This window comes from Mycobacterium sp. Aquia_216, from assembly GCF_026723865.1.
GTDB lineage: Bacteria > Actinomycetota > Actinomycetes > Mycobacteriales > Mycobacteriaceae > Mycobacterium.
In genome coordinates this window covers 3,205,041-3,217,566 of sequence record NZ_CP113529.1, presented here as the reverse complement: position 1 = coordinate 3,217,566, position 12,526 = coordinate 3,205,041, and the positions used below count along the sequence as shown (strand labels likewise).

At 65.9% G+C, this 12,526-nt stretch carries 10 protein-coding genes and 1 pseudogene; 8 read left to right on the top strand and 3 right to left on the bottom strand.

Annotation, left to right across the window (positions count from 1 at the left end; all coding sequences use genetic code 11):
• Window positions 1-91: 91 nt before the first annotated feature.
• The 8 genes and pseudogenes from OK015_RS14930 to OK015_RS14895 all read left to right on the top strand — a co-directional run bounded on the left by OK015_RS14930 (window position 92) and on the right by OK015_RS14895 (window position 8,093).
• A complete protein-coding gene (locus OK015_RS14930; protein WP_268123936.1) occupies window positions 92-721 on the top strand; it encodes a hypothetical protein in 630 nt (209 codons plus the stop codon).
• Window positions 722-1,067: 346 nt separating this feature from the next.
• On the top strand, window positions 1,068-1,745 hold the full coding sequence (locus OK015_RS14925) for a TetR/AcrR family transcriptional regulator (protein ID WP_268123934.1): 678 nt from the start codon (window positions 1,068-1,070) through the stop codon (window positions 1,743-1,745).
• Window positions 1,746-1,769: 24 nt separating this feature from the next.
• A complete protein-coding gene (locus OK015_RS14920; protein ID WP_268123932.1) occupies window positions 1,770-2,999 on the top strand; it encodes a cytochrome P450 in 1,230 nt (409 codons plus the stop codon).
• Entirely contained in the window at window positions 2,993-3,940 is a 948-nt protein-coding gene (locus OK015_RS14915; RefSeq protein ID WP_268123930.1) for an SDR family oxidoreductase, read from the top strand. Before OK015_RS14920 ends, OK015_RS14915 begins: the two co-directional genes overlap by 7 nt.
• A 63-nt stretch (window positions 3,941-4,003) precedes the next feature.
• Window positions 4,004-4,313: pseudogene (locus OK015_RS14910) on the top strand (amidohydrolase family protein); the annotation flags it as partial.
• Between the two features lie 2 nt (window positions 4,314-4,315).
• Window positions 4,316-5,551, top strand: coding sequence for a M24 family metallopeptidase (locus tag OK015_RS14905; RefSeq protein ID WP_268123928.1), 1,236 nt, complete (start codon window positions 4,316-4,318; stop codon window positions 5,549-5,551).
• Window positions 5,541-6,644 carry a M24 family metallopeptidase gene (locus tag OK015_RS14900; protein WP_268123926.1) on the top strand — a complete coding sequence of 368 codons (1,104 nt, stop codon included), beginning with the start codon at window positions 5,541-5,543 and terminating at the stop codon, window positions 6,642-6,644. The genes OK015_RS14905 and OK015_RS14900 overlap by 11 nt, the downstream gene beginning before the upstream one ends.
• A gap of 87 nt (window positions 6,645-6,731) precedes the next feature.
• Window positions 6,732-8,093: an HNH endonuclease signature motif containing protein gene (locus tag OK015_RS14895; RefSeq protein WP_268123924.1), complete on the top strand. Its 1,362-nt coding sequence runs from the start codon at window positions 6,732-6,734 to the stop codon at window positions 8,091-8,093.
• Here OK015_RS14895 and OK015_RS14890 read toward each other — a convergent pair.
• From OK015_RS14890 to OK015_RS14880, 3 genes are read right to left on the bottom strand one after another with little or no spacing between them, the layout of a single operon-like run.
• Window positions 8,090-9,385, bottom strand: coding sequence for a hypothetical protein (locus OK015_RS14890; RefSeq protein ID WP_268123922.1), 1,296 nt, complete (start codon window positions 9,383-9,385; stop codon window positions 8,090-8,092). The two genes, OK015_RS14895 and OK015_RS14890, sit on opposite strands and share 4 nt — an antisense overlap.
• Window positions 9,386-9,389: 4 nt before the next feature.
• Window positions 9,390-10,154, bottom strand: coding sequence for an SDR family NAD(P)-dependent oxidoreductase (locus OK015_RS14885; RefSeq protein ID WP_268123920.1), 765 nt, complete (start codon window positions 10,152-10,154; stop codon window positions 9,390-9,392).
• Entirely contained in the window at window positions 10,151-12,526 is a 2,376-nt protein-coding gene (locus OK015_RS14880; protein WP_268123918.1) for a CaiB/BaiF CoA transferase family protein, read from the bottom strand. Before OK015_RS14880 ends, OK015_RS14885 begins: the two co-directional genes overlap by 4 nt.

The window sequence follows — 12,526 nt, the reverse complement described above, 5'->3', positions numbered from 1 at the left end:
CCGGGACCCTCTGGCGACACGCGCACTGTACTGTGCGTTTGGGGTGAAATCGACTCCGTCGCCAGATCGATCCTGGAAGGAGCACGATGCGATGAGGCTTTCACGACCGGTGGTCGCGGGGATCGCTACAGCGACAGTGCTGGCGTTGTCCGCAACCGGCTGCGGCGGCAATCACAAACCATCGCCGACAACGTCGGGCTCGGCGTCGTCATCCAGTAAGAGCAGTGCGGCGCCGCCCTCATCGGCCGCGCCAACGGCGCCGGCCCAGCCGAACGAGTACACCGGGTGGTTGATCCAGGCGACCGATATCGACGCGCCCGTGCCCTTCACGGGCACGCCGCCGACGAACGATCCAAACGGCCAGCCCGGCGCCGCCACGACGTTCAACACCCAAGACAACAGCCACGTCATCAAGGACACCATCCAGGTGCTGCCGGACCCGGGCGCCGCGACAAACGCGTTGAATGCCGCGAAATCCGGCCAGGGTGGTGCAATCAAGCACCCGGCCACGGACGCGGTCAAGATCGGCACGGACGGAACGGTGGTCTCCGGCAATTCGCTTGACAATCAAAAGGGGATCGCCGTCTTGCTGTTCACCGAGGGCAAAGCCTTCGTCACGCTGGAATTCGACGGTCCGCCCGACACGCTCCCGCCGCAGGATTTCGTCAACGACGTCGGCCAAAAGCAAGATGCGGCTGTGAAGAAGGGGCTTGGCGGCTGAGCCAGGGTCGCCGTCGCTCGCACGGTACTCACGACCTCGGGGTCATTCCCCGACGCCGGTTGCGTCGGCAACGGTCGTTATCGCACTGATGAGTGCGTCAGCCGGCTGCGGCAGCGGGTCCGAGCGCCCGAGCCGGCTCCAATTCGCTTGCCGCACAACCTTCGACGGAGGCCACGAAGGGGAAACAACCCGGCAAGACGGCAGCACCAGCGGCATCCGGAACGGTGAAGATCCGCTACGAAGACGCCACCGCACCGGAGCCGTGGCGCGGCCGCCAACTCATGCGGGACGCGATCCCGTGTCGTGACATGCATTAAATAAACGGCTTGATTTAATGCGTTGCGCGGTGTTCACTGAGGCGGTGAAAGCCGAGCGGACAGCGCGCTCCGACAGGTCGATGGGTACGCGCGAGGCGATCCTCTCAGCCGCCGAATGGTTGCTTGCCGAGCGTGGAATGTACGCGGTGTCCAACCGGCAGATCAGCGAAGCGGCCGGCCAAGGCAACAACGCCGCGGCGTGCTATCACTTCGGTACCCGGACCGAATTGTTGCGCGCGATCGAAAGCAAGCACCGGCAGCCGATCGAAGAACTCCGAGCGCAGATGTTGGACGACGTCGGCGATTCGACCGAGCTGCGGGATTGGGTGAGCGCCCTGGTACGGCCACTCACCGATCATCTGGCCGCGCTGGGCACGCCGAGCTGGTACGCCCGTTTCGCGGCGCAGGCGATGGCAGACCCCACCTACCGCCACGTCGTCACCAAGGACGCGCTCATGTCGCCGAAGCTGGTGCAGACAATCGACGGCATCAACCGATGCCTTCCCGACCTGCCCAAGCGAGTGCGATCCGAGCGGATCGTCATGGTCCGAAACCTGCTGATGCACACCTGCGCCGAGCACGAAGGCGCACTGGCCGAGCACGGGCCGCGATCGCGTTCCAGCTGGCCGGTCGCCGGCGAGGGATTGATCGACGCGATCGTCGGGCTGTGGCGCGCTCCCGTTCATGTGAGTGCGGCGGCCGACTGATCACCGAGATAAGCGAGGAGCACGATGACCGACGTTTCGACCGAAGCAGCCACCGGCATCCCGGACTTCCCGATGAAGCGGGCCTCGGGCTGCCCGTTCGCTCCTCCCCCGGAGTCGTTGGCGCTCAACGCAACCAAGCAGCTCAGCAGGGTGCGGATCTGGGACGGCAGCACACCGTGGTTGATCCATGGCTACGACGCGATCCGGTCACTGTTCACAGATGCACGCACCAGCGTCGACGACCGGCTGCCGGGCTATCCGCACTGGAATGAGGGAATGCTGGCCACCGTGCACAAACGGCCGCGCTCGGTGTTCACCTCCGACGCCGAGGAGCACACCCGCTACCGCCGGATGTTGTCAAAACCCTTTACCTTCAAGCGGGTCGAGGGGCTACGCCCGGCGGTGCAGAAAATCGCCGACGACCGCATCGACGCGCTGCTGGCCGGCCCTAAACCGGGCGACATCGTGAGCGCCTTGGCGCTGCCCGTGCCGACGCTGGTCATCAGTGAGATGTTGGGTGTGCCCTATGAGGACGCGGACTTCTTCCAGGAACAAGCTCAACGGGGCACCGGCCGCTACGCGACCGAAGAGGACACGGCTCAGGGCGCTGCTTCGTTGGCGAAGTACATCGCCAAGCTGATTCGGGCCAGGATGGAAAGTCGCTCCGAGGATTTGGTGTCGGATCTGGCCGAGCGGGTCAACGCCGAAGAGCTCAGCGTGCGCGAGGCCACCCAACTGGCCCTCGGTGTGCTGATCGCCGGTCACGAGACCACCGCGAACATGATCAGCCTGAGCATCGCTGCCCTGCTCGAACATCCCGATCAGCGCGCGTTGCTGTGCGACGCCGAGGACCCGAAGGTGATCGCCAACGCGGTCGAGGAACTGATGCGCTACCTGAGCATCATCCAGACCGGTCAACGTCGCATCGCCGTCGAGGACATTCAGGTCGGCGGTGAGACGATCCGCGCGGGCGAGGGCATCATTCTCGATGTCGCGCCAGCCAACTGGGATAGCCGCCAATTCCCCAATGCCGACCAGCTGGATCTGACCCGCGACGACGGTCCGCACGTCGGGTTCGGGTACGGCCGTCATCAATGTGTAGGACAACAGTTGGCCCGCATGGAATTACAGATCGTGCTTCCTACGCTGCTGCGCCGGGTGCCGACATTGCAGCTGGCCGTGCCGGTCGACGAGCTTCCGTTCAAGCACGACAACTTGGCCTACGGCGTCTACGAGCTCCCCGTGACATGGTGAAACCAGCGCTCACGCTGGCCGTGCCGGATCTGGCCGGCAAGCTCGCGGTCGTCACCGGCGCCAACAGTGGTCTGGGATTCGGCCTGGCGAAGCGTCTGGCGGCCGCCGACGCCGACGTCGTGATGGCGATCCGGAACCGGGCCAAGGGCGAGGCAGCGATCGAGGAGATCCGTCGTGAGCTGCCTGCCGCGAAGCTCAGCATCAAACAGCTCGATCTTGCGTCACTGGAAAGCGTTGCGGCCCTAGGTGAAGAGCTGACGGCGGAAGGTCGGCCGATCGATGTTTTGGTCAACAACGCAGGCGTCATGACCCCGCCGCAGCGCCAGGTTACCAGCGACGGCTTCGAGTTGCAGTTCGGTGCCAACCACCTGGGTCACTTTGCCCTGACCGGACACCTACTGCCGCTGCTGCGCGCAGCGACGTCCTCGCGCGTCGTGACCGTGAGCAGCATCGCCGCCACCCAACCGAAGCTGACCTTCGACGACCCCAACGCCCGGGACCGCTACAAACCGATGCTCTCCTACGGTATCGCCAAGCTGGCGCAGCTGATGTTCGCGGTCGAGCTGAACCGGCGCAGCAGCCGCGGCGGCTGGGGTGTCATGTCCAACGCCGCTCATCCAGGGCTGAGCAAGACCAACCTGCTCAGCGGCGCATCGTATGGGCGGGACAAACCGACACTGCAGGCGCGGCTCACCCGATTGACTTGGCGGCTGCTGCCGTTCATGTGGCTCGAGATCGACGAGGGCATCAAACCGACCCTCTACGCGTCGGTTTCGCCGGACGCCGAGGGGGCCCGCTACTACGGACCGCGCGGCTTCTACGAAACCGCCGGGGGCGGAGTCACATTCGCCGGCGTCCCGCGCCCGGCACGCAGTGAAACCGAGACGGAGCGACTGTGGCAGCTCTCCGAAAAACTCACCGGCGTCACCTACCCGAACTGACTCCAGGAAAGGCACGAAAACAATGGCGTTCGTCGGTCGTACTGACGTAAAGGATCCCGGCGCCCAGCAAGACTACAAGACGCCGAGCACGTCCTGGCCTCCTAACCAGCACATGCTCCGGCACCAGCCTGAGCACGACATCCGTTACTACTGGGACACCCATTTGTGCGCCTCATTCATGGTTGACCCGCTTGGCCTCAAGTAGATCGACGAGATCGGAATCGACAAGGTGATGTGGTCATCCGACTATTCGCACAACGAAAGCACCTTCGGCTATTCGGAGCGGTCGCTGGCCGCGGTGGCCGACGCTGTCGGCCCCGAGAACGCCATCCGCGTTGTGGGCGGCAACATCAAGAAATTCTTGGGAATCTGACCATGACGAATTCTGCCGCCGCCCACGGCGCGCTGATCGACATCCCCGACGAGCCGGACTGGGCCCGCATGCGTGCGGAGGTCGGAGCACGGATACGGTCCGCGATGGCCGAACATGGCGTCGACGCGCTGATCCTGCTGATGAACGGCTACGTCGGTTACGCGACTGGAGCCAGTTGGCCGCTGTTGGACGCCGGTCTCTCGCACGTGGAGCGTCCGGTCGCGGTCGTCCTCGCGAATGACGTGCATCCGCATCTGTTCATGCCGTTGCGCAGCGGAGCCTCCGCCGCGTCACCAGTCCCCGACGACCATCTGCACGGCCCCGCCTACCTCGAATTCGACTACGGTGTCAAGGATTTTGCACGGAAGCTGGCCGAGATCGTCCCACCGGGATCCAGCATCGCCGTCGACGAACTCACCGGGGCGATGCGACGGGCCGGCCCCAAGCTCTTCCCCGCGGGCCCGCCGACGGATGCGGCGATCGTGCTAGGCGCCGCGCAGTTGGTGAAGACTCGCGACGAGCTGGCATGTCTGCGCAAGGCGGCCCGCATCACCGAACAAGCCATCGTCGACGTGCAGAAAGCGCTGGTGCCCGGCATGCGGCAGATTGACCTTTCAGCCAGGTTCGTGCGCGGCGCGTTCGAGCTCGGGGCGACCACCAACATGCTGGAGGCCATCTGGCAGGTGATGCCGAGTTCACGAGAAGCCGGGGTGTGGACGACGCATGGGGATCTCGCGCTGCCGCTGCTCCCCACCGATCGTGAACTGGCGGCCGGCGATGTGCTCTGGACCGACATCAGCATCACCTACCACGGCTACTGCTCCGACTTCGGCCGCACCTGGATCGTCGGCGCCAAACCGACACCGCGGCAACAGGATCAGTTCCGGCAGTGGCGGGCCACCCTGGACGCCGTACTCGCGGTGGCCAAGGCGGGCGTCACCTCGGGCGACTTGGCGCGCGCGGCGATCGCGGCCAACGGTGGCCGTAAACCGTGGTTGCCGCACTTCTACCTCGGCCACGGCATCGGCACCTATCCCGCCGAAGCGCCCATGATCGGAACGGATCTCGGGGAGGAGTTCGACGACAACTTCGTCTTCCCGCCCGGCATGGTGCTGGTGTTGGAACCGGTGATGTGGGAGGACGGAACCGGGGGCTATCGCAGCGAGGAGATCATCGTGATCACCGAGGACGGCTACACGCCGATCACCGACTACCCGTATGCCCCTTATGGCGACTGAGGTTTCGCCCGACACGCGGGCATTACGCATGGGACGTAGACAACGCGCACTGGCCCAAATGGACGAGCACGGCCTCGACATCCTGGTGCTCGGCCGGCAAGCCAACATTCGGTACGTCACCGGTGCGCCGCAGCTGTGGATAGCCGGGACACGACCGTTCGGTCCGATGTGTGTGCTGGTGCGCGCCACCGGAGATATCTACCTCAACAGCACCGACGACGAAGGGGTTCCGGAGGAGATCGACCACGATCACCTCTACGGGCTGGCCTGGAACCCGATGACGCTCATCGACGTGCTGAAGAAGGTCGACGGCGCCGAAGCGGCACGGCGGGTCGGAACCGACGCGATCACACCGACTTTCGCCGCACTACTGCCCGAAGCGTTCCCCAACGCCGAACTCGTCGACGCCGAGCCGGCGATGCGCGCGGCACGGCGCGTCAAGACATCCGACGAGATCGCGGCAATGGACAGTGCACTGCGTATTGCCGAACACGGACTCGCCACCGCCGTGGGCGGATTGGCGCCGGGCGTGTCGGCGCAGACCCTGGCCGGAATCATGATGGAGGCGATGGCGGCGGGCGGGGTCAGCACGCCGGCCACCCAGGACGCCGCGTGGGTGACCTCGCGGGAGCGGCCGTGGCATCGCGGTCAGGCCGAGGTCCGGTCGGGCGACCTCGTCGCCTTTTCCGCCGGAGCCCTCGCGGATGGCTATGTCGCCGAGGTGGGCCGGACCTGGCCCGTCGGCGATGCCGCCGAGGCTCGCCCGCTGTTCATGCGGTCGAACACGCTGTACGACACGATGCTTGGCGCCTGCCGGCCCGGTGCGTCCACCCGCCATCTGCTGGCCGCATACGAGGCGGTCGGCGAGCCGATACCGCCGATGCCGATTGCCCACGGGTTGGGGCTGGGTTTCGACCCGCCGGTGGTGTCCGAAACGCTCGTCGCGGCAGGCGAACACGACCAGCTCGAGGCCGGGATGGTGTTGGCGATTACCGGCTACGTCTGGCAGCAGGGCCTCGGTGCGGTGTTCCGCCGCGACACCGTCCACATCACCGAGGCCGGCGTCGACGTGCTGACCGCCAGCCCGTCGTGACCCGATCGCTGAAATCCACTGTGTCACTTTAGATTCACCTGTAACATCAACGATGTTTATGTCGGTAGGCGCCGATAAATTTGGGGTGTGAGTATCGATCGGGAGGCATTGTCGAAGGCTTTTGACACCATTGATGCCGCCTTCGACGAACTTGTCTCACATGACTGCGACGCGCTGGCAACCCCGGAGCAGATGGCACTGCTGGGGCGCTGCGAGAAGGTGCGCCGCCGGCTGCCGGCCGTCGAACATCCTTTGATCAACAATCTGGTCCGCCAAGCCACACCCCAAGAGATCGGCGGCAAGCTGTCGCATGCGATTGCCGAAGCAACTTTGATCAGCCGTTCGGAAGCGTCTCGGCGCATCCGCGAAGCCGCCGACCTGGGGCCGCGGCGCGGGTTGACCGGCGAGCTGCTCGCGCCGATGTTGGCGGCCACCGCCGCTGAGCAGCGTCAGGGCGCGCTGGGGCCGGGTCAGGTGGCGGTGATCCGCAAGTTCTACCACCAGTTGCCCGGCTGGATCGACGCTGTAACGCGCGAACAGGCGGAAGCCAAATTGGCCCTTGAAGGAACCCGGTTTCGGCCCGAACAACTTGCCAAACTGGCCGCGACCCTGGCCGATTGCTTGAACCCCGATGGCTGCTATAGCGATGAGGATCGTGCACGCCGTCGCGGGCTGAGTCTAGGCAACCAAGGTTGCGACGGCATGTCGGAGTTGCGAGGCTGGCTGACGCCCGAGGCCCGCGCAAGCCTGGAAGCGGTATGGGCGAAATTGGGCGCTCCGGGAATGTCCAATCCCGACGACGAAAGCCCTTGTGTGGAAGGCAGTCCCAGCGAGCGGTCCGTCGAGCGCGATTCCCGCAGCGCAGGTCAACGCCAGCACGACGCACTGAATGCGGCACTACGCGGATTGCTTGCGTCGGGCGAACTCGGCCAGCACAACGGGCTACCGGCCTCAATCATCGTCACGACCACACTGGCCGAGCTGGAGTCTGCTGCCGGGCGCGGTTTGACCGGCGGCGGCACCATTCTGCCGATGAGCGACGTGATCCGGTTAGCGCGCCACGCGCATCACTATTTGGCAATCTTCGATAAAGGCAAACCCTTGGCGCTGTATCACACGAAACGTCTCGCGTCGTCTGCGCAGCGAATTGTCCTGTACGCCAAGGATCGTGGGTGCTCGGCACCTGGCTGTACGGTGCCCGGTTACTACTGCGAAGTGCATCACGTCACCGACTGGGCCAGGTGCCACACCACGGACGTCAACGACTTGACCTTCGCGTGCGGACCCCAACATCGCCTTCTGCGACCCGGTGGCTGGACCACCCGCAAGAACGCTCGGGGCGACACCGAATGGCTTCCACCGCCGCACTTGGATCGCGGCCAACCGCGCGTCAACACGTTCCACCATCCCGAAAAGCTGCTCCAAGACCGAGACGACGACGCGCCCTAGCTTACTTGTTCGCCCCCGGCCAGCGCGGCATCGAGTAAGTCCCCCAGGCGATATCGCTCCCACGCGCTCAGCAGGTTCGACAGCATTTGCAGTGGCGCGCGCACGCTCTCGTCATCCCTGATGCGCGGATCTTTGCGGGTGCTGGGCACGATGTCGAATCGCTTGCGGATCAAGGCCGGTACGTCCAGCAGCCATGCGACGCCCATTGCCGCCGCATACAACAGGGTATGTCGGCGCAACCGGGCCGGATCGAGCCGCGGGCCGCCGTGGCGAGCGTATTCCGTGGCGAACGACTCCAGCAGATCGTCGAGATGGACGTCCCACAGGTCGGTCTCGGCGCCGGACATGGCACCCCAGAGCGCCATGCCCAGATTCATCTGGCTGACGCATCCCCAGTCCATCAGACCGCAGCGCAGCACGTTGTCGGTGCCTCGCCAAAACCAGGCGTTGTCGATATTGGCGTTCCAATGGCACAGCGCGACGTAGTCGGCGTCGTCGGCCAGTCGGCGGGTGATCGCGTCCTCGTGCTGCGCGACGCGGGGCACGTCGTCGCGCAAGCGCGCCAGGAACTCCGGCGAGCCGGCGCTGGCCGGCAATAACCCGGGGTGGCTGTCGGCGAATTCGGCCAGCTGGTTGACCCGTCGTTCGAGTTTCTGCACTGACAGCGGTGCCCGCTCTCCCACGGTCGCGGCCTGCACGTCGACCGGAAAGTGCGCGGTCTGCGCCGCCGGAAGCCGCCCGGATCGATGGGTTCCGGCCAGCCGGGCCAGCGCGCTGAGCAGCGCGCGGTAGTGCTCGAGAGGTTCGGGCATTTCGTAGTCGAGGCACTTGTGATATTGCCGTTCGATTCCGTTGGCGCCGAATTGGATTCGCTCGGTGATCAGTATTCCCGTACCGCTCTCCCGCTGGTAGTCGCCGAAGAGGGAGCTGGGCACCGCGATCGGAAACCCCGGTGCCCGGGACAGGGAGGCGAAACGCACCTCCGGCTCCATCTGCGTCTTACCGCGATCGCGCACCGGATTGTCGATATCGCGAGAGAACTTCACGAACAAGTCGGTGTGCAGGCCCGCCGCGGCCGAGTCGTATTCGACGGACAGCGCGACTTTGCGGCCCGTGCTGCCGCCGCGAATCTCGACGAAGTCCGTTATCCCGCTGACGGCATTGCTCTTCGCGAGCACGCCGGAAGCGCGGAATGCGTCGGTCAGAAACCGGGCCCCGCCCTCGCGCAGCGACGCGGGGTCGGCGGGAAACGTCAACCCGGACTGGTCACCCGTGACCCATTGCCCAGTCACGCGGTTACCAGGTCTGTTCGGCCGCGCGCACCAGCATGTGGTTGACCGCCACCCGCCGATCGCGGGTCACCATGAACAACACCGCGTCGGCGATGTCCTCGGGCCGCAGCTTGACCATGCCGGCCGTCTGCTTCTCGAATGCCTCCCGCGAGGATTCGGCGAGATGGCTGAAGATTTCGGTGTCGACGGTTCCGGGGCCCACCACGCCGACCCGGACCCGCTTGCCGAGTACCTCTTGGCGCAGCCCCTCACTGAAGGCGTTCACGCCGAACTTGGTCAACGAATACACCGCGGTGTTGGGCCGCGCCACCCAGCCCGCGGTCGAGCTGATGGTGACCAGATCGGCCACCCCCCGCGCCGCGTCGGCGGCCGCCTCGATCAAGTGGGGAAGCGCGGCGCGGGTGGCGTAGAGAACCCCCTGCACGTTGACCGACACCATCTGATCCCAATCCCGTAGCGGCGCCTGGTCGGCGGGCCCCGACTGCATCAGCCCCGCGTTGTTCACCAGGATGTCGAGTCGCCCGAACTCGGCGACAGTACCCTGCACGGCGGCCACGACCTGCTCCGCGTCGGTGACGTCGGCGGGCACGACGAGCGCTGTGCCGCCGGCGGATTCAATGTCGGCCTTCAGGTCGGCCAGCCGTTCGGCCCGGCGTGCCAATAGGGCGACCGCGGCACCTTGAGCGGCGAGCGCGCGCGCCGTCGCCGCGCCGATGCCGCTGCTGGCACCGGTCACCAAGGCCGCGGTCTTCGTCAGTGTCGTCGTCATGTTTCGCCCATCATCGGTGAACGGGTCGCCTCCGACGGCGAAGCCTCGCCCAGTATCTCGTGGAGAACATAGTCCGTGTCCTCGCCCAAGTCGGGTGCGCCCCGCTCGATGCGCGCCGGCCCGCGTGTCAGCCGCCACGACGGGCCCAGGATCGGACGCTGGCCTTCGCGGTGGTCGGTGACAAAGCGATACAGCTCGCGGTCCCAGAGTTGTTGGTCGCCGATCACGTCGATGGCGGTGGCGCTCTTGGTGGCCGGCACTCCCGCAAGGCGCAGAGAATGGGCGAGGCCCGCGGCGTCGAGATCCCGCGTCATCCGCGCGAGATCGGCATCGAGGGATTCCACATGTTTGTGTCGCTCCGCCATGGCGGTGTAGCGCGGATCATCGACCAGCGCGGACGCTTGCAGCACGTCGCACAGGCGCCGCCATTCGGCGTCGTTCGCCACGGCAACGCTGATCCAGGATCCGTCCGCGCAGGGGTAGCAGCCATGTGGGCACATGTCGGGGTGGTTGTTGCCGTCGGGCCCGAGGCGTCGGCCGGTGAGGCTTTGTTCGAGCAGACAGTCCCCGATCATCGAGGAGAGCGTCTCGACGGCCGAGACGTCGACGAATTGCCCCGCGCCACTGAGCTCGCGGTGCAGCAGCGCGACCACCGCGGCGTATGCGGCCGCCGCACCGACCGTGGAATCTCCGTAGCGCATGCTGGTTCCCAGCGGGGGCCCGCCCGGATAGCCGACCAGCGGGGCAATCCCGGCCAGCGCGGCGAAGCAGGGCGCATAGCCGGTCTGATGACCGAGCGGGCCGTCGTTGCCCCACATTTTGATCGACACCGAGATGATGTCCGGCTTGATTTCGGTGAGCTGCTGATACCCCAGGCCTTGGCGTTCCATCGCGCCGGGGCGCAGGTTGTTGATCACGATGTCGCTGCGGGCGATCAGCTCACGCAGGTGTGTCATGCCCCGGGGCGACTTGATATCGAGGTCCACGCTGAGGATCTCGGGATTGATGCTGAGAAAGAACGGTGCGTGGTTGATGTCGGTGCCACCGTAGGCGCGCATCTCCTCGGGCAGCGCCGCCGTTTCGACCTTGATCACCTCGGCACCCAACAGTGCCAGCAGTTTGCCGGCATACGGGCCGGCCCACACCTTGGTGAGCTCGACGACGCGCACCCCCGCCAGCGGTCCGCCGCGCCGAGTCTTCGATCCCTTGAGTTGGGGGTCCCGCGCCACCGGAGCTATGTGGCCAATGGCGCTTTGCAGCACCGCGTCCGTGTGTTGACCGAGAGTCGGTGCGGCCGTGGCGATTTCAGCAGGAGAAACGCTCAGGGCATACGGAACGGTGGGATAGGTTGCCTGGCCCACCACCGGGTGGTCGACGTGCTGGAAAAAGCCGCGGTGGCGATACTGCGGCGAACGATACAGATCCGCGGCCTCGTTGACCGGAACCAGCGGCACGCCCAGTCGCTGGGCTTCGTCGGCCGCCGTCTCCTTGGCCAAGTCAACGACCCAGGCCGCGAAACCCTGTCGAAATGCCGCGACCTTTTCGGCAGTGACCGAGAACTCCAGCCAGTCGTCGTCGAATTCGTCCAGCCACTCGGGCTGACCCATCAGCTTCTTGACGCCGAGCCAGTGTGCACGGCTGGTCATGTACAGGTAGACGAAGCCATCGGCGCAGGCGAAAAACGACGCCGGGCCCTGTTGGTCGTAATCGTCGCGGGCGCCCAGGGCGGGGATTTCGCCGGTGACCAGCCGCCCTAGGATGCAATCGGCGCGCGAGACCAGCACGGCATGCTGGGAAACGTCGATGAACTCGCCGCGGCCGCTGTGCAGACGTCCGAACAGCGTTGCCGCCGTGCACAGCGCCGCCTCTAATCCCGCTTCGTAGTCGGCCATGAACCGGCCCGGCCCCTGCAACGGCGGTTTGGCGGGGTCGGGGTGGCTGGGCGTGTGATATCCCCAGCCGCTCGCGTGGAACACATTGATGCTCTTGGCATTTTGGTACTCGGCCGGTGCACCCTGGCCGAACGGTGTGATCGAACAGAACACCACATTTGGATACCGGTCAGCCCAAGGGGTCGTGCGGTCGTCGATCACCGCATCTGCCGTGCCGATCAGCTCGTGGAGGTGCTCGACGCCGGCGGCGCTGGCGACGTCGAGCTCGACGGATTGCTTGTTGGTGTTGAGGTAGGCAAATAACGCACTACCGTCGGGCCCGCCGCCCACGCGTGAGGCCATCGCCCGGGTGGGGCTGCCGCACCCGGGCGACTCGACCTTGATTACCTCGGCGCCGAAGTCGGCCAGCAGTTTTCCGCAGTACTCCGCCGCGACCGACCCGGCCAGCTCTACGACCCTGAACCCGCTCAGCGCCGACAT